Below are 22,026 nucleotides of genomic sequence, written 5' to 3' on the forward strand. Positions count from 1 at the left end.
CCCCCACCGGCCCGCAGCCGAACGACCAGGGCCGGGCGGGGATTCGGGGCGAAGGAACGGGCTCAGCCGGCGGGCGTCGTCAGGTGGACGGTGCCGTCGGGGCCCGCCAGCAGTACCGGCGTCGCCACCCCACCAAGGTCCCGAACCGCCGCCCGGTCCTCCGAAGAGACCTCCCCCGCCCCGGACACCACCGCCGCCGCCTCAAGAGACTTCGCCCCGGACGCCACCGCCATCGCCACCGCGGTACGCAACGCGCTCAACCGCAGGGAGGGAAGATCCACCGTCCCCGCGACATACGTACGGCCGGTCTCATCACGTACGGCCGCCCCCTCCGGCACCCCGTTGCGCGCCCGCGCGGAACGGGCCAGGGTGACGATCTTGCGGTCCTCGGGGTCAAGCGCGCTGCTGTCGGTCATGTGTCAGAGCATACGAAGGGATCGGGAGCCGCACGCACACACCTACCCGCACAGACCAGCAACACAGACCTGCCTAGCCCGCCACGGGATACATCGAGCCCCGTCGGCCCTCCGGCGAGGCCAGCCACTCCAGCTTCGCCGCCGTGTTCGCCTCCGGCAGCGGCGTGTGCAGCACGATCGTGAGATCGGGCCGCGCCGGCACCTTCATCGCGGTGGACTCGACGGCGAGCAGCCCGACGAGCGGGTGGTCGAGCTCCTTGCGGATCTGCCCGGCGTCCTCGATGTCCCGCTCCTCCCACAACGTCGCGAACTCCGGTGAGACGTCCCGGAGTTGGTCCAGTACCTCCTGGTACCCCTCGTCGTCCGGCGCCGCCGCGCACGACGCCCGGAACTGGGCGACGACCGTGCGCGCGTTCTTCTCCCAGGTCCGGGACTGCCCCCGGTACAGCGGGTCGGTGAAGAAGTCGATGATGCAGTTCTGCGTGTTGTCGGGCCGCATCCCGAGGACCATCCCTGCGGCGTCGTTGTACATGACGCAGTTGTAGTAGGGGTCCATGATGTGCGCCGGATACGGCATCCACGTGTCGATCAGCCGCCGCAGCCCGTCGCACATGTCCCGGACCTCGGGCGCGACCTCCGGCGCGGGCGGGTTCAGCCCGGCGAGCAGGTACAGATGGCGTCGTTCGGCGTTGCTGAGCCGCAGGACGCGGGCGACCGCGTCGAGTACCTGGGGCGAGACGGAGATGTCCCGCCCCTGCTCCAGCCACTGGTACCAGGACGCGCCGACGCCCGCGAGCACGGCCACCTCCTCGCGGCGCAGCCCGGGCGTGCGGCGGCGGGCCCCGCCGTCCGGCAGACCGGCCTGGGCCGGTGACACCCTCGCCCGGCGGCTCATCAGGAAGTCCCGCAGCTCACGCCGTCGTTGGGTCCTGAGCACATCCTCCGTCACGTGTGAATCCCCCTGTTGGTGACTGGTGGTGCGACCACCAGCATAAGTTCCCGCTCCCCACGGATATTCCGACGGCCGCACGCTCTTGCCATGGCGATCGACACCACCGAAACCACATCCGCTTCCCCAACTGCCCACTCCCCGCTCGGCACCCGGCTGTCGACCCGCGACAAACTCATCCTCTTCGTGCTGTGCGCCGCGCAGTTCATGGTCGCGCTCGACTTCTCCGTACTGAACGTGGCGCTGCCCGTGCTCGGCAAGGACCTGGGCATGAGCCAGTCCGCGCTGCAGTGGGCGGTGACCGCCTTCGCCCTGCCGTCCGGCGGCTTCCTGCTCCTCTTCGGCCGCATCGGTGACCTGTACGGCCGCCGCAGGCTCTTCCTGACCGGCCTCGCCCTCTTCGGTACGGCCTCGCTGCTGGCGACCTTCGCCTGGGACCCGGCGTCGTTCCTGACGGGCCGGGCGTTGCAGGGCCTCGGCGCGGCGGCGATCGTGCCGACCGGCATGTCGCTGCTGACGACGACGTTCCCCGAGGGCCCGGCGCGCGACCGTGCGCTCGGCATCTCCGGCACGCTCCTCTCCCTGGGCTTCACGGTCGGCATGGTGGCCGGCGGCGTCCTGACCGACGTACTGAGCTGGCGCTCGACGATGGGCCTGCTGTCGGTCTTCGCACTGATCGTGCTGCCACTGGCCCCGGGCCTGCTGCCCGAGTCCCTCCCCCACAGCCTCAAGGGCATGGGAGGCACCCCCATCCCCGACCGTCCGCGCCTGGACATCCCCGGCGCGATCACCGTCACCGGCGGCCTGCTGGCCCTGATCTACGCCCTGTCGACGGCCGCCGAGCGCGGCTTCGGCGGCGCGGACGTCATCGTGACCCTCGCCGCGGGTGTGCTCCTGCTCGCCGCCTTCGTGTACATCGAGTCCCGCGCCCACGCCCCGCTCGTCAGCCTCCCCATGCTGCGCCGCCGCACGGTGGCGTGGGGCAACCTGGGCGGTCTGGTCACCTTCTCGATGATGTCGACGGTCGTCTTCGCGCTGACGCTGTACCTGCAGGAGACCCTCGGCCTGTCCGCGTTCGAGACGGGGCTGGTCTTCGGGGTCCAGGGCGTCATGTCCGCCGTCGCCGGGGTGTACGCCTCTAAGGTCATCGGCCGCTTCGGCGCCCGCCGTACGCTGGTCGGCTCGCTCGCCGGTCAGGGCCTGTTCGTGGCGGGGCTGGTGCTGCTGAACGCCCACACCTGGTCGGTCTGGCTCGCCACCGCCGCGGTCTCGCTGGCCAGCATGTGCCACCTGGGCGCGATCATCTCGTACGGCCTGACGGTGACCTCGGGCGTTCCCGACGAGGAGCAGGGGCTGGCCACGGGCCTGGTGACCTCGACCCAGCAGGTCGGCATCACGATCGGCATCCCGCTGCTGGGTGTCCTGGCGACGACGTCGAGCGACGTGCTGGCCGGTGTCCACACGGTCCTCGCCCTGGACGCGGTGATCGTCCTGGCGGCGGCGGTGCTGGTCGCGGCCGGGCTGGGCCGCGACCGCTCACGCCCGGTCGAGGCGGAGGCGCTCGGCCTTCGGTAGACCGGCGACGACGAGATCGTAGGAGTCCTCGACGAGCTCCCGGACCAGACGGTCCGGGAGCTCGCCGTCGACCGTCACCGTGTTCCAGTGCCGCTTGTTCATGTGATAGCCCGGGATGATCAGCCCCGGGTGCTCGCCGCGCAGCCGGACCGCGTCCTCCGGGTCGCACTTGAGGTTGACCGTGAGCGGGCGCGCGTCCAGCCGTGTCAGCGCGAAGAGCTTGCCGAGCACCTTGAAGACGGAGATGTCCGGGGCGAAGGGGAAGTCCTCGACGGTCGCGTTGAAGGACAGACACAACGCACGCAGCTGCTGCGGTTTCACTCCCACGTCTCCTTCGCCCACGTCTCCTTCTGCCACGTCTCCTTCTGCGGCGGCATCACTCGGGCTTGTTCTCCTCCTCGGACGGATCCGCTTCCACCGGGCCGACCGGCTCGACGAGCACCGTGACGATCTTGTTCCGGCGTCCGGCCGCGGCCTCCGCCGTCAGCCGCAGCTCGCGCCCGTCCGGAAGCTCGACCACCGAGGAGGCACCGGCGATCGGAACCCGCCCGAGTGCCTTCGCCAGCAGTCCGCCGACCGTCTCCACGTCCTCGTCGTCGTACGCCTCGAAGCCGTACAGCTCGCCGAGGTCGCCGATGTCGAGACGGGCGGTCACCCGGTAGCTGTCGTCGCCGAGCTCCTGCACGGGCGGCAGCTCACGGTCGTACTCGTCGGTGATCTCGCCGACGATCTCCTCGAGGATGTCCTCGATGGTGACGATGCCGGCCGTGCCGCCGTACTCGTCGATGACGACGGCGACGTGATTGCGCTCCTGCTGCATCTCGCGCAGCAGGTCGCCCGCGTTCTTGGTGTCGGGCACGAAGGTCGCGGGCCGCATGGCCGTGGACACGAGCTCGGACTCGGCCTCGCGGCTGATGTGCGTCTTGCGGGCCAGGTCCTTCAGGTACACGATCCCGACGACGTCGTCCTCGCTCTCCCCCGTGACGGGGATGCGCGAGAAGCCGGACCTCAACGCCAGGGTGAGGGCCTGACGGATGGTCTTGTACCGCTCGATGACGACGAGGTCGGTCCTCGGCACCATCACCTCGCGTACGAGGGTGTCGCCCAGCTCGAAGACGGAGTGCACCATGCGGCGCTCCTCGTCCTCGATCAGGGACTCCTTCTCGGCGAGGTCGACCAGCGCGCGCAGCTCGGCCTCGGAGGCGAACGGACCGCGCCTGAAGCCCTTGCCGGGCGTCAGCGCGTTGCCGATGAGGATGAGGAGGGGCGGGATCGGTCCCATGATCCTGGCCAGCGGCAGCAGGACGTACGAGGCCGCCGTCGCGGTGTTCAGCGGGTGCTGGCGGCCGATGGTGCGCGGCGAGACGCCCACGGCGACGTACGAGACGAGGACCATGACCCCGATGGCGACGACGAGAGCCTCCCAGGTCTCGTCGAACTCCTTCAGGCAGGCGTACGTGACGAGCGCGGCGGCGGCCATCTCGCAGGCCACGCGCACCAGCAGTGCCACGTTCAGATAGCGGGTCGGGTCGGCGGCGACCTGGGCGAGCTTGGCACTGCCGCGCCGCCCGGACCGTACGGCCTCCTCCGCGCGGAAGCTGGAGACACGCGCGAGGCCCGCCTCCGCACAGGCGGCGAGCCAGGCGACCACGACCAGCGCGATGGCGCCGATGACGAGCTGGGGACTCATGAAACGGTCGGGGCCGGCGAGGGACCCGTCATGCCCTTCTCCGCGCGCCAGCCGTCCACGATGGCGGCCTGCAGACCGAACATCTCGGCCTTCTCGTCCGCCTCCTCGTGGTCGTAGCCGAGCAGGTGCAGCACTCCATGGACGGTGAGGAGGTGCAGTTCCTCGTCCATGGAGTGCTGTGTGGGAGCATCCTTGCCCTGCCGCTCGGCGACCTCCGGGCACAGGACGATGTCACCGAGGAGTCCCTGCGGGGGCTCGTCGTCGTCCTTGGACGGCGGCCGCAGCTCGTCCATGGGGAACGACATCACGTCGGTGGGCCCCGGAAGGTCCATCCACTGGATGTGGAGCTGCTCCATGGCGTCGGCGTCCACGACGATCACCGAGAGTTCGGAGAGCGGGTGGATGCGCATCCGCGCGAGTGCGTAGCGGGCGATGTCGAGGATCGCCTGCTCGTCGACCTCGGTTCCGGACTCGTTGTTGACGTCGATCGACATGGTGCTCGCTTGTCTACTTCCCCTTGTGGCCGGCTTTGCCGCGGCTCTTGTGGGAGCCGTTCTCGGTGCCGTTCTCGCTGTCGTACTTCTCGTACGCGTCGACGATACGGCCGACCAGCTTGTGCCGTACGACATCGTGGGACGTGAGCCGCGCGAAGTGGACGTCGTCGAGGCCCTCCAGGATGTCCTGGACCTGGCGCAGACCCGACTTCGTCCCGCTCGGGAGGTCGACCTGTGTCACGTCGCCCGTGACCACGATCTTCGACTCGAAGCCGAGACGGGTGAGGAACATCTTCATCTGCTCGGCGCTCGTGTTCTGGGCCTCGTCCAGGATGATGAAGGCGTCGTTCAGGGTGCGGCCACGCATGTAGGCGAGCGGCGCGACCTCGATGGTGCCCGCCGCCATGAGCCGCGGGATGGAGTCGGGGTCGAGCATGTCGTGCAGCGCGTCGTAGAGGGGCCGCAGGTAGGGGTCGATCTTCTCGTAGAGCGTGCCGGGCAGGAAGCCGAGCCGCTCGCCCGCCTCCACCGCGGGGCGGGTGAGGATGATCCGGTTGACCTGCTTGGACTGCAGCGCCTGCACGGCCTTCGCCATGGCGAGGTACGTCTTGCCGGTGCCGGCGGGGCCGATGCCGAAGACGATGGTGTGCTTGTCGATGGCGTCGACGTACCGCTTCTGGTTGAGCGTCTTGGGTCGGATGGTGCGGCCGCGCGAGGACAGGATGTTCTGCGTGAGTACTTCGGCAGGGGTTTCCTGACCGTCGCCCTCCCCGTTCTCGCTCGCCCTGAGCATGGCGATCGAGCGTTCCACTGCGTCCTCCGTCATCGGCTGCCCCGTGCGGAGCACCAGCATCATCTCGTCGAACAGGCGCTGGACGAGAGCGACTTCACCGGCGTCGCCGACCGCACTGATCTCATTGCCCCGGACGTGGATGTCGGCCGCCGGGAAGGCCTTCTCGATCACGCGAAGCAGCGCGTCTCCGGAACCCAGCACGGTCACCATGGGGTGCTTGGCCGGGACGGTGAAATGCGCTCGTGCCTGCCCCGAAGCGGGGCTGTGAGCTGTGGGTGTCTGAGTCATGGGCCGGCTCTGTAGGCCTGCTTTTCCTCCTTGATCGGCACGCTTGCCACGGGGGCAGCCTTGCGGTTCCAAGGGTACGACGGTGGGGTGACAGTGCCGTAGGGCTTTTCGGTGCGGGTTCGGGGGCCGGGGCGGGGCCCCGCACCCGGGGACACGCGGAACCGGTCGCGCGGGACGGGAGCGTCAGGCCGACCGGCGGAAGCCGATGGTCGGGACCGCCCGCCGCAGCGGCCACGGGCGGGTCACCTCCGGGAGGAGACCCTCCAGGAAGGCGTACCGGCGCAGCGCGGCCGGTTCCTGGTCCTCGACGGACTGGACCCGGCGCCACCACGCCGCGATCTCGGCCCAGCCGGGCGCCGAGAGGGAACCGCCGAACTCCTGGACGGAGAGCGCGGCGGTCAGCCCGGCGAAGGCGAGCCGGTCGGCGAGTGGCCAGTCGGCGAGGGTGCCCATCACGAACCCGGCGACGAAGACGTCACCGGCACCGGTGGGATCGAGGGCCTCCACGGCGATCGCGGGGACCTCGGCGGTCTCTCCGGTACGGCCGTCCACGGCGTACGCGCCCTCGGCACCGAGGGTGACGACGGCCAGGGGCACGTACTCGGTCAGCGCGTGCGCGGCGGCCCGCGGGCAGTCCGCCCCCGTGTACCGCATCGCCTCGTCCGCGTTCGGCAGGAACGCCTCGCAGTGCTCCAGGTCCGCGAGCCCGGTCAGGTCCCAGCGCCCGGTGTCGTCCCAGCCGACGTCCGCGAAGATCCGGGTGCCCGCACGCGCGGACTCGGCGATCCAGTGCGCGCGCGTGCCGGGCGTCAGCGAGGCGACGGCGGCACGCGCGCGGGGGGCGTGTTCCGGCGCCGGCTCCTCCGGCGGCGGCTCGTGCCCGTGGCTGACCATCGTCCGCTCGCCCTCGTACGCCATCGACACGGTGACCGGCGAGTGCCAGTCGGGCACGGTGCGCGACGGCGCGAGGTCGATGCCCTCGCCCTGTTCCAGGGCGTCCCAGCAGTACTCCCCGTAATGGTCGTCCCCGAAGGCCGCCGCCAGGGAGGTCTTGAGGCCGAGGCGGGCGAGCGCGGTCGCCATGTTGGCGACGCCGCCGGGGCTCGACCCCATCCCGCGCGCCCAGGACTCGGTGCCGCGCACCGGGGCGGTGTCGAGCCCGGTGAAGATGATGTCGAGGAAGACGGTGCCGGTGAGGTAGACGTCCCAGGGCGGGTCCTGAGGGGTGCGCAGACCGGCGAGCGGGTCGACGTGAGCGTGACAGTACGGTCGCTCTCCGTTGGTCTCGATCACGGTGCGCTCCCTGAGGTGGTGCGGATTCAGGCCAGTGTGCACCAAACGGCACGCGGCACGGCGCCGGTCGAGGCCGGAGCGGACCGATGAACAGCCGGGTGAAATCCCCGTGTCTACCCCACCTCTCCCCCCACAAACAGAACGTGACCCGGATCACACCTCCCCGCCTACGTCGCACCCCCACCCACTTGATACAAATTGCCCGCGCGTTCCTGTCCGTCGACAGCCGCCCAACCCCCCTTATCGAGCCGCTCTTTCGCATGCCCTGGGAACGCCCGTGTCCGCCCGCACCACCACGCCCTGGCCCCTCGTCGCCCTTTTCACGGCCGGGTACCTCGCCCCGTACCTGCTCCCGACCACCGTCGGCCGGCTGAGCGCGGGCCTCCCCCTCTCCGCCACCGAGGCCGGTTCCATCGGCAGCGCCCTGCTGCTGAGTTCGGCGGCGGCGGGCTTCCTGCTCGCGTCCCGCGTGGACCGCTTCGGCCCCCGCGTGCTCGCCCGCGGCGGCCTGCTCCTGGCCGCCGCCGGCTACGGCACCGCCGCCCTCACGACGACCATCCCCCTGGTCGTCGTGGGCGCGATCGTCGGCGGCCTCGGTTCCGGCACGATCACCAGCGTCGCCGCCACCGGGATCGCCGGCCAGCGCGACCCCCACCGCGCCACCACCCTGGGCCTGCTGGGCGTCTCCGCCCTCGCGGGCGCGCTGTATCTGACGATCCCCCACCTGGGCCCGGGCCACGGCCACCCCCTCGCCGCAATCGCCGTCACCGCGCTGCTCGTACTGCTCGTGACCCGCCACCTCCCCGCCGCCGGGGCCCCCGAGGCCCCCCACGCCCGCACCGTCCGCGCCACCACCCCGCTCCCCCACCGCCGCGCCGGTCTCGTCCTCGCCGCCGCGATGCTCTGCTGGTCCCTCGCCCAGAATTCACTCTGGGGTGTCAGCGGCCGGATCGGGCTGCAGCAGGCGGGGTTGACGGAGGTGACCGTCGGCGCGGTCTTCGCGGTGGCGCTCGGCGCGGGGCTGCTCGGAGTGATCGGCGCGGGCGCACTCGGCCAGCGCCTGGGCCGGGCGCTGCCCATCGGCGCGGGCACGGCCCTGATCGCCGGATGCATCGCGCTCAGCGCGGCGGCCACCGACCTGACGTCGTTCGCGACGGGCGAGATCGCCTGGAACACGGTCTACCCGGTCGTGCTCTCCTACGTCATCGGCCTCGCCGCGTCCCTGGACCAGCGCGGCCGGTGGGCGGTCCTCGTCGGCTCCGCCTCCTCGCTCGGCACGGCGTGCGGTCCGCTCGCGGGCAGTCTCCTCTCCGCGCGGGTCGGATACCCGGGGATGGGCGTGATCCTGGCCCTCGGCCTGCTCCTGATCACCGGCCCGATGACGGCCGTGGCCCTGCGCACCCGGCGCGCCGCGCCGCTCCCGCAGGAGAGCCCGGTCGTGGAGATCCCGGTCATGGAGATCCCGGTCGTCGAGATCCCGGTCGTCGAGATCCCGCTCGACGCCGTCCCGGCGCCCCGGTCGGCGTACGACACGGCAGGGCCCCGGCAGGCGACCGCGGGTGCGGTGGCCGGACCGGGGCCCGGAAGCAGGTAGTCCCGCCGCGGTCTATCCGAACTCGTACGCCTCGACCTCGGCGAGGTAGCGCGCCCGCCGCTCCTCGTCGTGATCGAGGAAGGACGCCACGAACGAGTTGCGCGCCAGTTCCCGCATCCGCTCCCGGTCCAGTCCGAGCGCCTCGTGCACGGCGTGGAAGGTGTCGCCGATGTACCCGCCGAAGTACGCGGGATCGTCGGAGTTGACCGTGCACAGCAGCCCGGCGTCCAGCATCGCGGGCAGCGGGTGGTCCTCCAGGACGTCCACGGCGCGCAGCCGTACGTTCGACAGCGGGCAGAGCGTCAGCGGCACCCGGTCCCGTACGAGCCGCTCGACCAGCTCGGGGTCCTCCATGCAGCGCAGCCCGTGGTCGATGCGCTCGACGCCGAGCACGTCCAGCGCCTCGGTGATGTACGCCGGCGGCCCCTCCTCGCCCGCGTGGGCGACGCGCCGCAGGCCGAGCGCGGCGGCGGCCTCGTAGACCTCGCGGAACTTGACCGGCGGGTGCCCGACCTCGGCGGAGTCGAGGCCGATGCCGACGATCCGGTCGAGGTAGGGTTTCGCGGCCTCCAGGGTCGCGAGCGCCGACTCGGCGGACTCGTCGCGCAGGAAGCACATGATCAGCTGGGTGGAGACGCCGTGGGTCTCCTCGCTGCGGGACAGCGCGCGGTGCAGCCCCTCGACGACCGTCCCCATGCCGACGCCCCGGGCGATGTGGGCCTGCGGGTCGAAGAAGATCTCCGCGTGCCGCACGCCCTGCGCGGCGGCCCGTGCGAGGTAGGCGTCGGCGAGGTCGGCGAAGTCCTGCTCGGTCCGCAGGACGGCCATGAGCTCGTAGTACAGGTTCAGGAACGACTGGAGGTCGTCGAAGAGATACGCCTTGCGCAGCTCCTCGGTGTCCGCGTAGGGGAGCGTGACACCGTTGCGCGCGGCGAGCTCGAAGGCCAGCTCGGGTTCGAGGGTGCCTTCGATGTGGAGGTGCAGTTCTGCTTTGGGGAGGGGCATCGAAATATCGTACGGGTGTGTACCGACGATCCCGTAGAACGACGGCTCATCGCCGCTTCGGCACCGGCACCCGCACCAGGTCGTGCGCCACGGTCAGCTCCCCCTCGAACCCGGCGGCCCGGGCCTGCCGTTCGAACTCTCCCTCAGGCTCCGAGTACCGCTGGCTGAAGTGCGTGAGCACGAGATGCCGTACGCCCGCGTCCCGCGCCACCCGGCCCGCCTGACCGGCCGTCAGGTGCCCGTGGTCGACGGCGAGCTGGTGATCCCCGTCCAGGAACGTCGACTCGATGACGAGGAGGTCGCAGCCCTCGGCGAGGGCGTCCACGCCCTCGCACAGCCGCGTGTCCATGACGAACGCGAACCGCTGTCCGCGCCGCACCTCGCTCACATCGTCGAGCGAGACCCCGCCGAGCGCGCCCTCGCGCTGGATCCGCCCCACGTCCGGCCCCTTGATCCCGTGCTCCGCGAGCAGTTCGGGCAGCATCCGCCGGCCGTCCGGCTCGACCAGCCGGTAGCCGAAGGACTCCACGGGGTGGGAGAGCCTGCGGGCCTCCAGGGTGTACGAGGGGGTGGTCGCGAGCACCCCGTCCGCCTCGACCGGTGCCTCGGCCAGCTCGACGGTCTCGCGGTAGGCCGTCGCGTACCGCAGCCGGTCGAAGAAGCGCTGCCCGGAGCGCGGGTAGTGCGCGGTCACCTCGTGCGGGACACGGTCGAGGTTGATGCGCTGGATCACCCCGGCGAGACCGAGGGAGTGGTCGCCGTGGAAGTGGGTGACGCAGATCCGGTGCAGGTCGTGCGCGGCGACCCCGGCGCGCAGCATCTGCCGCTGGGTGCCCTCGCCGGGGTCGAAGAGCAGGCCCTCCCCGTCCCAGCGCAGCAGATAGCCGTTGTGGTTGCGGTGCCGGGTGGGGACCTGGCTGGCGGTGCCGAGGACCACCAGTTCACGTACGGACAAGGTCGGTTACCCCGGCGGCCACTGCATGCCACGGCCGCCCAGGAGGTGGGCGTGCGCGTGGAAGACGGTCTGGCCCGCGCCGCCGCCCGTGTTGAACACGATGCGGTAGCTCTCCAGCTTCTCCTCGGACGCCACCTCGCCGGCCTCGCGCAGCACGTCCGCGGCGATGGCGGGCTCGGCGGCGGCGAGGGAGGCCGCGTCGGGGTGGTGCACCTTGGGGATGACCAGGATGTGCGTGGGCGCCTGGGGGTTTATGTCGCGGAAGGCGACGGTCGTGTCGGTCTCCCGGACGACGTTCGCGGGAACGTGCCCCTCGACGATCTTGCAGAACAGACAGTCGTCCTGCGGTTCTCCCGTCATGCGTGTGCCTCCTCACGCCGTCTGATCATTACGTCGTGCATCGTATAGGCCCCAGTAGGTGCGGGTGGGTGCCCGGATCAGAGCTCCGGGAGCGTCGGTGCCGCCTTGGCGGGGTTCTCCGCGAGCGCGGCCAGCGCGATCCGGATCGCCTCGTCGAGCTGCGCGTCGCGCCCGGCCGCGTAGTCCTGTGGCGTCTGGACGACCTCGACGTCCGGGTCGACACCGTGGTTCTCCACGCCCCACCCGTAACCTTCCAGCCAGAACGCGTACTTGGGCTGGGTGACGAGGGTGCCGTCGACGAGCCGGTACCGGCTGTCGATGCCGACGACCCCGCCCCACGTCCGTGTCCCGACGACCGGCCCGATGCCCAGCGCCTTGATCGCCGCGTTGACGATGTCGCCGTCCGAGCCGGAGAACTCGTTGGCGACGGCGACGACCGGTCCGCGCGGCGCGTCCTCCGGATAGCTGTACGGCCGCATCCCGCGCGGCAGGTCCCAGCCCACGATCCGCCGCGCGAGCTTCTCCACGACCAACTGGGAGGTGTGGCCGCCGCGGTTCTCCCGGACGTCCACGACCAGCCCCTCCCTGGCCACCTCGATCCGCAGGTCGCGGTGGATCTGCGCCCAGCCGGGCGCCTGCATGTCGGGCACATGGAGATAGCCGAGCCGTCCGCCGGACTTCTCGTGGACGTAGGCGCGCCGGTCCGCGACCCAGGCGTGGTAGCGCAGCGGCTCCTCGTCGGCGAGCGGGACGACGACGGCGTGCCGCGGATCGCCGCCGCCCGACGGGGAGATGGTCAGCTCGACCGGTTTGCCCGCGGTGCCGACGAGCAGCGGCGCGGGTCCGGCCACCGGGTCCACCGGCTGCCCGGCGACCGCGACGATCGCGTCCCCCGCGCGCACCGCGACGCCGGGCGCGGCGAGCGGCGCCCGCGCGTTCGGGTCGGACGTCTCCGAGGGGAGGATCCGGTCGATGCGCCAACTGCCGTCCTCGTGACGGGAGATGTCCGCCCCGAGCAGTCCCTGCGCCCGGTCGCCGCCGCCCCAGCCGCCGCGCGGGGTCACGTACGCGTGCGAGGTGCCGAGCTCGCCCTGCACCTCCCACAGCAGGTCGACGAGGTCGTCGTGGGTGGCGACCCGTTCGAGCACCGGCCGGTAGCGGTCCAGTACGCCCTCCCAGTCGACACCGCCGAGGTCGGGCCGCCAGAAGTTGTCGCGCATGAGGCGGCCGGTCTCGTCGTACATCTGCCGCCACTCGGCGGCCGGGTCGACGCTCTGGCGGACCCGGGAGAGGTCGACGGTGATGTTCGTGTCGCTCTCGTCGTCGTTCGAGGCGCGGCGGTCGCTGGGGACGACCTTGAGCTTGCCGTCGGTCCACAGCAGGACGCGCTTGCCGTCGCCGCTGACGGCGAAGTGGTCGACGTCCACGGCGAGGTGCTCGACGCGCTGCTGGGCGAGGTCGTACCGCTCCAGTTCGGTCTTCGGGTCCGGGTCGTCCGGGGTGGCGCGGGAGGCGCCGAGGACTCCGACGACCGGGTGGCGCAGCCACAGCAGCCCGTCCTTGGCGGCGTGCAGGGTCGAGTAGCGGGCCGCCTCGACGGGGAACGGGACGATCCGGTCGGCGAGTCCGTCGAGGTCGATACGGGTGGTGGGGGCGCCCTCGCTGTCGGGTGTCTCGTCCTTGTCGGGTGCCTCGAAGGGGCGGCCGTGGCGCTGCGGTCCGAAGGGGGACGGGGTGGTCGCGGCCAGGGTGATCAGATGCGGCCGGGAGCCCCCGACGAACGCCAGGTCGAAGACGTGTTCGTCGTAGACGGGGTCGAAGGAGCGGGCCGAGAGGAAGGCGAGGTGCTTGCCGTCGAGGGTGAACGCGGGTGCGTAGTCGCGGAAGCGGAGCGGGGTCGCCTCGGTCACCGACAGGTCGGCGGTGTTGGCCAGCTTGAGCTGGCGCAGCGGGCGCGGGCCGGGGTGCGACCAGGCGAGCCAGGCGGAGTCCGGCGAGAAGACGAGCCCGGAGACCTCGCCGTCCTCGCTCCGGTCGACCTCCCGCACCTCTCCGGTCTCCCGCTCGACGAGCAGCACCCGTCCGTCGTGCGAGGCGACGGCGGCGCGGCTGCCGTCGGGTGCCATGGAGAGCCCGAGGACCCGTCCCAGCTGTCCGGCGGCGAGCCGGCGCGGGGTCGCTCCGGGCGCGAGACCGGTCGCCGGGGCGAACTCCAGCGCGTCGTCGCCCGCCGCGTCCGTCACCCACACCACGTACTCCTCGCCCTCCACCCGGAAGGCGCGGGGCAGCCGGGCGCGCACACCGGGCCGGGCGGCGAGCGCGCGGGCCGGTCCGGAGCGGTGGGTGACCCAGTGGACGGCGCCGCGCACGGAGACCGCGCTGCCGCGTCCGGTGTGGTCGGGGGCGGCGGCCGAGAACCAGCGGGAGGCGCTCACGGGGTGCGGCTGCTGGTCGACGCGCTGTCCGCCGAGCCGCGGGTCGAGCCGGCGCGGCTCGGCGCCGTCCAGGTCGTCCAGGAGCCACAGTTCACCGGCGGACGCGTACACGACCCGGGCGCCGTCGGTCGCCGCGTGCCGGGCGTAGAAACCTCCCCCACTCTCGGCTTCGCTCGAGCGGGAGGTGCCCCCACCCGGCGTGTGCCGGCGCAGATCGGAGCCGTCGGCGAGGGAGGAGTAGAGCGCTCCGACACCCTCGTGGTCGGAGAGGAAGGCGACGCGCTCGCCCACCCACAGGGGGTATTCGAGGTTCCCGTCCAGGTCCTCGTGCAGCCGTACGAACTCGCCATCGCCCTCGCGGTCGATCCACAACTTGCCCGCCGTACCGCCCCGGTACCGCTTCCACCAGGCGGCCTCGCGCCCCATCGGAGCGGACAGCAGCAGCACACCCGGATCGCCGTGGACCACATCGCCGACCGGCCCGTACGGGAGGGTGGTCGCGGGGCCCCCGTCGAGCGGGACCGCCCGGGCCCAGCTGCGGCGCAGGCTGGCCTGGCCCTGGGTGCTGAGCGCGAGCACCTGCCCGTCCGGGGTCCAGCCGCGCACCTGGGTCCTCGAACTCCCCCAGTACGTCAGCCGCGTGGACGGTCCGCCCTCCAGGGGCGCGGCGTGCACCTCGGGCGCTCCGTCGCGGGTCGACGTCCAGGCGACGGTCGTACCGTCCGGGGAGATGCGGGGGTGGTTCACCGGCATGTTGTCGGCGCTGACCCGCCAGGCGCGACCGCCGCCGTCGAGGGGGGCGACCCAGACGTCGTCCTCGGCGGTGAAGGCGACCAGTTCGCCGTGCAGATGCGGAAACCGGAGATACGCGGGCGATACCGACGACGCGGACGATGCAGACTGAGTCACCCGATCACCCTATGCAGGGACAGCTCGGCCCGACAGGGGTTTGGATCACTTGCCCTGGGAGGGCCAGCAGGTGGGATCGCCCTTGCACCACATGGTCTTCGTCACGGTGACGGTGGTGGTGGGGCCCGGGCGGCGGTAGGTGGGCGCGCCGTAGGTGGGGGGCGTGTACGAGGGCGTGCTGGGGGCGTTGCAGTCGCCCAGTACGTTCACGTGGAACCACTTCTTGCCGCCCACCTTGGCCGTCAGGTCCCCGCGGACGCACTTGCCCTCGACCTCGCGGGTGACCTTCCCGGTGATGGTGATCTCCCGCCGGTCCTTGGTCTGTCCCCGGCAGTCCACCTCCACCACGGAGGGCGTGGAGCTCGAGGCCGACGGTGTGCGCCCCGGGGTGTAGGCCTTGCTCCCGCCGGGGTAGGACCCGGTGCAGCTCAGGTACTGCACGTCGACGTGCTGCCGCTGCAGCTCCGCGGTCCCGGCCCGGTCGGTCGTGTACGCCACCGCGGAGGCGCTCAGCCCGCCGACCGGTTCACACGCGGCCACCCCGAAGGCGCTCACCACGGCGAGCCCGGCGACCATCGGTCCCCGACGGCCCGTCACCAGTCGCCTCGCCAGTCGTCGAATACGCATCAATGCCCCCATAGACGGCAGAGTGCCACTGTCACGGGCGTCGCGGTAGACCCCATACGGCCACTACACACCCGCGGGCGCCCCCGTCGAACGCATATGCGTGAAACTGTGTCAGGTCTGCAGGAGGAGCCACTCCTGAAGTTCCACCAGGTTGCCCTCGGGGTCCTTGAGATGGGCGACCCGCATCCGGTCCGTCATGAAGTCCGGGCCGTGCACGAGGACGGCGCCGCGCGAGGTGATGGCCTCGCAGTAGGAGTCGAGGTCGTCCACGCGCAGGACCACCAGGGAGCGGTGGCCGCTCGCCGAGTCGCCCAGTTCACCGAGTATTTGGGCCATCATCGCGCGGTCCTGGAGCGCGATGCCCGCCGAACCGACGGTGGGGCTGAACTTCTCGTACGGGCCTTCGGTCGCGCCCGACTGGGGCTTGAGGCCGAGGACCTCCGCGTAGAAGTGGTAGCAGACCGGGAAGTCCGAGACGAGCAGCCGTACTTGGGCGAGTTCCAAGGCGTCCCCCGTGCGCGCGCGAGGTTCAGGACCAGCGGCCGGTGCGCGCCATCAGCAGCGCGGTCGCCACCGTCCCTGCGGTCGATGTACGCAGCACGGTACGCCCCAGGTGGCACGTCTTCGCGCCCGCCCCGGTGAACAGCTCGATCTCCTCGGGGGAGATCCCGCCCTCCGGGCCGACCACCAGCACGATCTCGCCCGAGGCGGGGAGCGCGGCCGTCACGAACGGCTCGGTGCCGACCTCCGTGTCCTCGTGCAGCACCACCGCGAAGTCGGCACTGGCCAGAAGTGCGGCAACCTGCTTGGTCGTCGCCGCGTCCGCGACCTCCGGGAAGCGCACCCGGCGCGACTGCTTGCCGGCCTCCCGGGCCGTGGCCCGCCACTTGGCGAGCGCCTTCAGACCCCGGTCGCCCTTCCACTGGGTGATGCAGCGGGAGGCGGCCCAGGGGACGATCGCGTCGACGCCGGTCTCGGTCATCGTCTCCACGGCCACCTCGCCCCGGTCGCCCTTGGGGAGCGCCTGGACGACGGTGATGCGGGGCTCCTCCGCGGGCTCCTCGCTGTACGAGTCCATCTGGACGATCAGCCGGTCCTTGCCCTCGGTGGCGACGACCACGCACTCGGCCCACCGCCCGGCCCCGTCCGTGAGGACGACGTCCTCACCAGGGTTCAGCCGCTTCACGGAGACGGCGTGGCGCCCCTCCGGGCCGTCGAGCACGTACCGTCCGCCGCTGCCCGCCTCGAAGTGCTCGACCACGAACACCGGTGCCGTCATCGGACCTCACCCCCCGCTTCCCCGGCGGCCGACAACGCTGTCCTGGCCTCCTCGAGCTCCGCGCTCAGCACCTCCACCAGCTGTCCGGCGGGCAGCTCGCGCGCCATGCGGTGCCCCTGCCCCGCCCACAGCGCCATGCCCTGCGCGTCGCCCGCCTTGGCGGCCGCCTTGCGCAGCGGGGAGGTGAGGTGGTGGACCTCGGGGTACGCGGCGGGCGCGTACGGGCCGTGCTCGCGCATGAAGCGGTTCACCAGGCCACGCGCCGGCCGACCGGAGAACGCGCGCGTCAGCTCCGTCCGTACGAACAGCGGGTTGGTCAGCGCCTGCTTGTGCACGGCGTTGGCGCCGGACTCCGGGGTGGCGAGGAACGCCGTGCCGAGCTGCGCCGCGTTCGCGCCCGCGGCGAGCACCGCGGCGATCTGACTGCCGCGCATGATGCCGCCGGCGGCGATGATCGGGATGTCCACGGCCTCGCGCACCTGCGCGATCAGCGACAGCAGTCCGATACCCGTGCCGTCCGTCTCCGGGTTGTCGCGGTGGGTGCCCTGGTGGCCGCCCGCCTCCACGCCCTGCACGATGACCGCGTCGGCGCCGGCCCGCTGGACGGCGAGGGCCTCCTCGACCGTGGTCGCGGTGATCACGGTGAGGGTGCCGGCGCGGCGCAGGGAGTCCAGGACGTCGGTGCTCGGGACGCCGAAGTGGAACGAGACCACCGGCACCGGGTTGTCGAGGAGGACGGCGAGCTTGGCGTCGTAGCCGTCGTCACGGCCGCTGTCCGGTTCACCGAGTTCGGTCTCGTACCAGGAGGACTCGCCCGCGAGCTGGTGGGCGTAGACCTCTACCGCCGCGGGGTCCGCGTACTCGGGCTGCGGCATGAACAGATTGACCCCGAAGGGGCAGCCCGTGAGCCCGCGCAACTGCTTGATCTCCTGGTACATGCCGTCGGCGGTCTTGTACCCGGCGGCAAGGAACCCGAGCCCGCCGGCCTCGGACACGGCGGCCGCGAGATCCGGGACGGAGACGCCGCCCGCCATGGGGGCCTGCACGATCGGGTGAGGGAAGAGATCGGTCAGTGCGGTGGACATGACGGCATGTTGTCACGTCCTCCGAACAAGTCCGAATCGGGCCTTCCGCCTGGCATAGGCCACCGGGACGGACGGTCGGGCACCCCGTGAGGGGCGCGGGGAACTGCGCGACCAGCCCCCACCCACCCGCGGCCGAAGAACCCATCGGGGGCCTGGGGCGGAGCCCCAGGAACACCCGTCAGCGACCGTTGAACGCGTCCTTCAGGCGCGAGAACAACCCCTGCTGCCCGGGCTGGAACTGCCCCGTGGGCCGCTCCTCGCCCCGCAGTATCGCCAGCTCCCGCAGCAACCGCTCCTGCTCGGGATCGAGCTTCGTGGGCGTGGTCACCTCGACGTGCACGATGAGGTCACCGCGGCCACCGCCCCGCAGATGCGTGACACCCCGCCCGTGCAGCGGGATCGACTGCCCGGACTGCGTGCCCGGACGGATGTCGACCTCCTCGAGACCGTCGAGGGTCTCCAGCGGCACCTTGGTGCCGAGCGAGGCCGCGGTCATCGGAATGGTCACCGTGCAGTGCAGATCGTCCCCGCGCCGCTGGAACGTGGAGTGCGGCAGCTCGTGGATCTCGACGTAGAGGTCACCGGCGGGACCGCCACCGGGCCCGACCTCGCCCTCGCCCGCGAGCTGGATCCGCGTGCCGTTGTCGACACCGGCGGGGATCTTGACGGTCAGCGTGCGACGCGACCGGACCCGTCCGTCACCGGCGCACTCGGGGCAGGGAGTCGGGACGACGGTCCCGAAGCCCTGGCACTGCGGACACGGCCGGGAGGTCATGACCTGCCCGAGGAAGGACCGCGTGACCTGGGACACCTCACCCCGCCCGCGACACATGTCACAGGTCTGGGCCGAGGTACCCGGCGCCGCGCCCTCACCGTTGCAGGTGGCGCAGACGACGGCCGTGTCGACCTGGATGTCCTTCGTCGTGCCGAAGGCCGCCTCGTCCAGCTCGATCTCGAGCCGGATCATGGCGTCCTGGCCACGCCGCGTACGCGACCGCGGACCGCGCTGCGACGCCGTACCGAAGAAGGCGTCCATGATGTCCGAGAAGTTCCCGAACCCACCGGCGCCGAAGCCGCCCGCACCGCCGCCGCCCGACTGGGACAGCGGGTCGCCGCCGAGGTCGTAGACCTGCTTCTTCTGCGGGTCCGACAACACCTCGTACGCGGCGTTGATCTCCTTGAACCGCTCCTGCGTCTTCGGATCGGGATTGACGTCCGGGTGCAGCTCGCGTGCGAGCCGCCGGAAGGCCTTCTTGATCTCGTCCTGGGACGCGTCGCGGCGCACGCCGAGTACGGCGTAGTAGTCCGTGGCCACTTTAAGACTCCGCCAGGATCTGTCCGACGTACCGTGCCACCGCTCGTACCGCTCCCATCGTGCCGGGGTAATCCATGCGGGTCGGTCCGACCACGCCGAGTTTCGCTACTGCCTCGTCGCCCGAACCGTAGCCGACCGAGACCACGGACGTGGAGTTGAGTCCCTCATACGCGTTCTCGTGACCGATTCGCACGGTCATGCTCGAATCCCCGGCCTCACCAAGCAACTTGAGAAGCACAACCTGCTCCTCCAGCGCTTCGAGCACCGGCCGGATGGTGAGAGGGAAGTCATGTCCGAAGCGCGTCAGATTGGCGGTTCCGCCGATCATCAGCCGCTCCTCGGTCTCCTCGACGAGCGTCTCCAGAAGAGTGGAGAGCACCGTCGCGACCGTACCTCGGTCCTCCGCCTCGAACGCGTCCGGGAGGTCCTGCACGAGCTGCGGGACGTCCGCGAAGCGACGGCCCGCGACCCTGCTGTTGAGCCGGGCCCGCAGATCCGCGAGTGACGTTTCTCCGAACGGGGCCGGGCAGTCGATCATGCGCTGCTCGACCCGCCCGGTGTCCGTGATCAGCACGAGCATCACACGGGCAGGGGCGAGGGACAGCAGCTCCACGTGCCGCACGGTCGATCTCGTCAGCGACGGATACTGCACGACGGCGACCTGCCGGGTCAGCTGCGCGAGCAGCCGCACGGTCCGCCCGACGACATCGTCGAGATCAACGGCACCGTCCAGGAAGTTCTGAATGGCCCGCCGCTCGGGCGCGGTCATCGGCTTGACGCCGGCGAGCTTGTCGACGAACAGCCGGTAGCCCTTGTCGGTGGGGATCCGCCCGGCGCTGGTGTGCGGCTGGGCGATGTACCCCTCGTCCTCCAGGGCCGCCATGTCGTTGCGGACGGTGGCCGGGGACACTCCCAGCCGGTGCCGCTCGGTCAGCGCCTTGGAACCGACCGCGACCGGCTCGTCGGTGCCGACATAGTCCTGGACGATGGCGCGCAGCACTTCGAGCCTGCGTTCACTGAGCATCGCGCACACCTCCAGTTCTCGACCCCTCGGCGCCTCGCTTGGCACTCAGCGCGTGCGAGTGCCAGCATTCCCCGGCCCAGTGTACGGCCGGTGGGTACGGCCCCGGCAAGGGCGGCCCCGCGATCTTGTGCAAGGTGCACGGACGTACACCGACGTGTCCCGTGATGTCACACCGTCCCTGCCCGTGATGTCGTACCGTCCACGCCCTCACCGATAGCGTCGGCGTATGAAGGTGACTTGGGAAGAGGCGGGGTGGGAGCAGCTGACACCGCGGGTGGGGCGGCGGCGGCTTCCGGTCTGGGACTGCACGGTCGGGCTGGTCGTGAGCGAGGGCGGGGCGCTGATCATCGACCCGGGGTCGAGCCTCGCGGAGGGCGCACGGTTGCGCGGGGAGGCGCAGGCGCTCGCCGGCCGCCGTGTGACCTTCCTCGCGCTCACCCACCCCCACTTCGACCATGTCCTGGGCGCGGCGGCGTTCGCGGGCGCGGAGGTCCTCGTCGCGGGCGGCTCGGCCGAGGTGTACGAGCACGGGCGCGAGGAGCTGTACACGGACGCGGTACGGGGCGGGCTGGACGCGCGGGCGGCGGAGAACGCGGCGGACATCCTGGTGCGTCCCCGGCACTACGTGTGGGGCACCCAACATCTCGAGCTGGCCGGCGGTGTCGAGGTCCTGCTGGTGCGGACGGGCGAGGGCCACACCGCCCACGACCTCGTGGTCGTGGTGCCGGGCGAGCCGACGGTGGTGTTCTGCGGCGACCTGGTCGAGGAGTCCGGCGAACCCCAGGCGGGCCCCGACGCCGTACCGTCGCGCTGGCCCGGGGCCCTCGACAGGTTGCTCGAACTCGGCGGGGAGGACGCGCTGTACGTGCCCGGTCACGGGGCGGTCGTGGACGCCGGGTTCGTACGGTCCCAGCGGGACGTGCTGGCCGCGCGTTTCGGTGTGTCGGGATTCGGCATGCCGGACCTCGCCACGCCGGGTTTCGACGCGTCGGATTTCGGCGTGTCGCGTTGAGCGCCGCCGGGCTTCTCCTATCGTCATCCGAATGCGCCAGTACTCTCCGGACCTGACTCCGCCGTGGAAGAAGCCCAAGCCCGTGCCGGAGGTTCCGGCGGAGCCGGGCCTGGTGGTCGAGGAGCCCGGTACCGGTTTCTGTGGTGCGGTGATCCGCTGCGAGGCGGGCACGGTGACGCTGGAGGACCGCTTCGGCAAGCACCGCGTGTTTCCCCTGGAACCGCGCGGCTTCCTCCTGGAGGGCCAGGTGGTCACTCTCACCCGCCCCTCCGCCTCCTCCTCCACCCCCATCCGTCCCACCCGCACGGCCTCCGGTTCGGTGGCCGTGCCCGGCGCGCGGGCCCGGGTCGCCCGTGCCGGCCGGATCTATGTGGAGGGCCGTCACGACGCCGAGCTGGTCGAACGGGTCTGGGGCGACGATCTGCGCATCGAGGGCGTCGTGGTCGAGTACCTGGAGGGCGTGGACGACCTGCCCGCGATCGTGGCGGACTTCTCGCCCGGCCCGGACGCCCGGCTCGGCGTCCTCGTCGACCATCTGGTGCCCGGCAGCAAGGAGTCCCGTATCGCGGCGTCGGTCACGAGCGATCACGCCCTGGTCCTCGGCCACCCCTACATCGACATCTGGGAGGCCGTGAAGCCGTCCTCCGTAGGCATCCCGTCCTGGCCCCGGGTCCCCCACGGCCAGGACTGGAAAACCGGCGTCTGCCGCGCCCTCGGCTGGCCCGACAACACCGGCGCCGCCTGGCAGCACATCCTGTCCCGCGTCCACTCCTACAAGGACCTGCAGCCGGAACTTCTGGGCCGAGTAGAAGAACTCATCGACTTCGTCACAGCCCCATAAGGGGCGCGGGGAACCGCGCGACCAGCCCCCACCCGCCCGCAAGCGAAGTGCCACCGGGCGGACGGGGGACCCGGGGCGGAGCCCCGG

At 71.5% G+C, this 22,026-nt stretch carries 21 protein-coding genes; 4 read left to right on the forward strand and 17 right to left on the reverse strand.

What is annotated here, in order from left to right; all coding sequences use genetic code 11:
- Positions 1-62: 62 nt before the first annotated feature.
- Both AQJ27_RS18730 and AQJ27_RS18735 read right to left on the reverse strand, forming a co-directional pair.
- The gene (locus AQJ27_RS18730) at positions 63-416 is read right to left on the reverse strand and encodes a cytidine deaminase (RefSeq protein WP_067369905.1); all 354 of its coding nucleotides are present in this window, start codon (positions 414-416) and stop codon (positions 63-65) included.
- A gap of 73 nt (positions 417-489) precedes the next feature.
- A complete protein-coding gene (locus tag AQJ27_RS18735; protein ID WP_096239776.1) occupies positions 490-1,311 on the reverse strand; it encodes a helix-turn-helix transcriptional regulator in 822 nt (273 codons plus the stop codon).
- Between the two features lie 144 nt (positions 1,312-1,455).
- Between AQJ27_RS18735 and AQJ27_RS18740 the strand changes: the two genes are divergently transcribed.
- A complete protein-coding gene (locus AQJ27_RS18740) occupies positions 1,456-2,940 on the forward strand; it encodes an MFS transporter (RefSeq protein ID WP_067369911.1) in 1,485 nt (494 codons plus the stop codon).
- Here AQJ27_RS18740 and AQJ27_RS18745 read toward each other — a convergent pair.
- The 5 genes from AQJ27_RS18745 to AQJ27_RS18765 form a co-directional block, all read right to left on the reverse strand.
- Positions 2,902-3,261 carry an MmcQ/YjbR family DNA-binding protein gene (locus AQJ27_RS18745; RefSeq protein ID WP_067369914.1) on the reverse strand — a complete coding sequence of 120 codons (360 nt, stop codon included), beginning with the start codon at positions 3,259-3,261 and terminating at the stop codon, positions 2,902-2,904. The two genes, AQJ27_RS18740 and AQJ27_RS18745, sit on opposite strands and share 39 nt — an antisense overlap.
- A 55-nt stretch (positions 3,262-3,316) precedes the next feature.
- Positions 3,317-4,630, reverse strand: coding sequence for a hemolysin family protein (locus AQJ27_RS18750; RefSeq protein ID WP_067369917.1), 1,314 nt, complete (start codon positions 4,628-4,630; stop codon positions 3,317-3,319).
- Positions 4,627-5,124, reverse strand: coding sequence for an rRNA maturation RNase YbeY (gene ybeY, locus AQJ27_RS18755; RefSeq protein WP_067369920.1), 498 nt, complete (start codon positions 5,122-5,124; stop codon positions 4,627-4,629). The genes AQJ27_RS18750 and ybeY overlap by 4 nt, the downstream gene beginning before the upstream one ends.
- Before the next feature lie 13 nt (positions 5,125-5,137).
- Complete coding sequence (locus tag AQJ27_RS18760) at positions 5,138-6,205, reverse strand: PhoH family protein (RefSeq protein ID WP_067369923.1); 1,068 nt, start codon at positions 6,203-6,205, stop codon at positions 5,138-5,140.
- 183 nt (positions 6,206-6,388) lie between these two features.
- Positions 6,389-7,498 carry a carbohydrate kinase family protein gene (locus AQJ27_RS18765; protein WP_201264269.1) on the reverse strand — a complete coding sequence of 370 codons (1,110 nt, stop codon included), beginning with the start codon at positions 7,496-7,498 and terminating at the stop codon, positions 6,389-6,391.
- 277 nt (positions 7,499-7,775) lie between these two features.
- Between AQJ27_RS18765 and AQJ27_RS18770 the strand changes: the two genes are divergently transcribed.
- A complete protein-coding gene (locus AQJ27_RS18770) occupies positions 7,776-9,092 on the forward strand; it encodes an MFS transporter (RefSeq protein WP_067369926.1) in 1,317 nt (438 codons plus the stop codon).
- Positions 9,093-9,104: 12 nt separating this feature from the next.
- Here the strand turns inward: AQJ27_RS18770 and AQJ27_RS18775 are convergent, their stop codons facing one another.
- The 10 genes from AQJ27_RS18775 to hrcA all read right to left on the reverse strand — a co-directional run bounded on the left by AQJ27_RS18775 (position 9,105) and on the right by hrcA (position 20,086).
- Positions 9,105-10,097: an adenosine deaminase gene (locus tag AQJ27_RS18775; RefSeq protein WP_067369928.1), complete on the reverse strand. Its 993-nt coding sequence runs from the start codon at positions 10,095-10,097 to the stop codon at positions 9,105-9,107.
- A 46-nt stretch (positions 10,098-10,143) separates the two neighbouring features.
- The gene (locus tag AQJ27_RS18780) at positions 10,144-11,052 is read right to left on the reverse strand and encodes a ribonuclease Z (RefSeq protein WP_067369931.1); all 909 of its coding nucleotides are present in this window, start codon (positions 11,050-11,052) and stop codon (positions 10,144-10,146) included.
- 6 nt (positions 11,053-11,058) lie between these two features.
- Complete coding sequence (locus AQJ27_RS18785; protein WP_067369934.1) at positions 11,059-11,412, reverse strand: histidine triad nucleotide-binding protein; 354 nt, start codon at positions 11,410-11,412, stop codon at positions 11,059-11,061.
- 77 nt (positions 11,413-11,489) lie between these two features.
- Positions 11,490-14,756 (reverse strand): S41 family peptidase, encoded by a 3,267-nt coding sequence (locus tag AQJ27_RS18790; protein WP_067369937.1) that lies wholly within the window; start codon positions 14,754-14,756, stop codon positions 11,490-11,492.
- Between the two features lie 45 nt (positions 14,757-14,801).
- Entirely contained in the window at positions 14,802-15,383 is a 582-nt protein-coding gene (locus tag AQJ27_RS18795; RefSeq protein WP_235613471.1) for a hypothetical protein, read from the reverse strand.
- Positions 15,384-15,494: 111 nt separating this feature from the next.
- Positions 15,495-15,887, reverse strand: coding sequence for a VOC family protein (locus AQJ27_RS18800; protein ID WP_067369943.1), 393 nt, complete (start codon positions 15,885-15,887; stop codon positions 15,495-15,497).
- Positions 15,888-15,912: 25 nt separating this feature from the next.
- Positions 15,913-16,662 carry a 16S rRNA (uracil(1498)-N(3))-methyltransferase gene (locus tag AQJ27_RS18805; protein WP_067369947.1) on the reverse strand — a complete coding sequence of 250 codons (750 nt, stop codon included), beginning with the start codon at positions 16,660-16,662 and terminating at the stop codon, positions 15,913-15,915.
- The gene (locus AQJ27_RS18810) at positions 16,659-17,747 is read right to left on the reverse strand and encodes a nitronate monooxygenase (RefSeq protein ID WP_067369950.1); all 1,089 of its coding nucleotides are present in this window, start codon (positions 17,745-17,747) and stop codon (positions 16,659-16,661) included. Before AQJ27_RS18810 ends, AQJ27_RS18805 begins: the two co-directional genes overlap by 4 nt.
- A 178-nt stretch (positions 17,748-17,925) precedes the next feature.
- Entirely contained in the window at positions 17,926-19,062 is a 1,137-nt protein-coding gene (dnaJ, locus tag AQJ27_RS18815; RefSeq protein ID WP_067369954.1) for a molecular chaperone DnaJ, read from the reverse strand.
- Between the two features lies 1 nt (position 19,063).
- Entirely contained in the window at positions 19,064-20,086 is a 1,023-nt protein-coding gene (gene hrcA / locus AQJ27_RS18820; RefSeq protein ID WP_067369957.1) for a heat-inducible transcriptional repressor HrcA, read from the reverse strand.
- Positions 20,087-20,312: 226 nt separating this feature from the next.
- Here hrcA and AQJ27_RS18825 point away from each other — a divergent pair, with 226 nt between their 5' ends.
- Entirely contained in the window at positions 20,313-21,098 is a 786-nt protein-coding gene (locus tag AQJ27_RS18825; protein ID WP_067369960.1) for an MBL fold metallo-hydrolase, read from the forward strand.
- Positions 21,099-21,129: 31 nt separating this feature from the next.
- Positions 21,130-21,939, forward strand: a complete 810-nt coding sequence (locus AQJ27_RS18830) for a DUF3097 domain-containing protein (RefSeq protein ID WP_067369963.1) — start codon at positions 21,130-21,132, stop codon at positions 21,937-21,939.
- Positions 21,940-22,026: the final 87 nt, after the last annotated feature.

The organism is Streptomyces olivochromogenes (genome assembly GCF_001514115.1).
Taxonomy (GTDB): Bacteria; Actinomycetota; Actinomycetes; order Streptomycetales; family Streptomycetaceae; genus Streptomyces; species Streptomyces olivochromogenes.

Excerpts from the sequence above, each read along its gene's own strand:
- AQJ27_RS18730 (WP_067369905.1), bottom strand. The coding sequence starts at position 416 with ATGACCGACAGCAGCGCGCTTGACCCCGAGGACCGCAAGATCGTCACC.
- AQJ27_RS18735 (WP_096239776.1), bottom strand. The coding sequence starts at position 1,311 with ATGAGCCGCCGGGCGAGGGTGTCACCGGCCCAGGCCGGTCTGCCGGAC.
- AQJ27_RS18740 (WP_067369911.1), top strand. The coding sequence starts at position 1,456 with ATGGCGATCGACACCACCGAAACCACATCCGCTTCCCCAACTGCCCAC.
- AQJ27_RS18750 (WP_067369917.1), bottom strand. The coding sequence starts at position 4,630 with ATGAGTCCCCAGCTCGTCATCGGCGCCATCGCGCTGGTCGTGGTCGCC.
- ybeY (WP_067369920.1), bottom strand. The coding sequence starts at position 5,124 with ATGTCGATCGACGTCAACAACGAGTCCGGAACCGAGGTCGACGAGCAG.
- AQJ27_RS18760 (WP_067369923.1), bottom strand. The coding sequence starts at position 6,205 with ATGACTCAGACACCCACAGCTCACAGCCCCGCTTCGGGGCAGGCACGA.
- AQJ27_RS18775 (WP_067369928.1), bottom strand. The coding sequence starts at position 10,097 with ATGCCCCTCCCCAAAGCAGAACTGCACCTCCACATCGAAGGCACCCTC.
- AQJ27_RS18785 (WP_067369934.1), bottom strand. The coding sequence starts at position 11,412 with ATGACGGGAGAACCGCAGGACGACTGTCTGTTCTGCAAGATCGTCGAG.
- AQJ27_RS18795 (WP_235613471.1), bottom strand. The coding sequence starts at position 15,383 with ATGCGTATTCGACGACTGGCGAGGCGACTGGTGACGGGCCGTCGGGGA.
- AQJ27_RS18805 (WP_067369947.1), bottom strand. The coding sequence starts at position 16,662 with ATGACGGCACCGGTGTTCGTGGTCGAGCACTTCGAGGCGGGCAGCGGC.
- AQJ27_RS18810 (WP_067369950.1), bottom strand. The coding sequence starts at position 17,747 with ATGTCCACCGCACTGACCGATCTCTTCCCTCACCCGATCGTGCAGGCC.
- hrcA (WP_067369957.1), bottom strand. The coding sequence starts at position 20,086 with ATGCTCAGTGAACGCAGGCTCGAAGTGCTGCGCGCCATCGTCCAGGAC.
- AQJ27_RS18825 (WP_067369960.1), top strand. The coding sequence starts at position 20,313 with ATGAAGGTGACTTGGGAAGAGGCGGGGTGGGAGCAGCTGACACCGCGG.
- AQJ27_RS18830 (WP_067369963.1), top strand. The coding sequence starts at position 21,130 with ATGCGCCAGTACTCTCCGGACCTGACTCCGCCGTGGAAGAAGCCCAAG.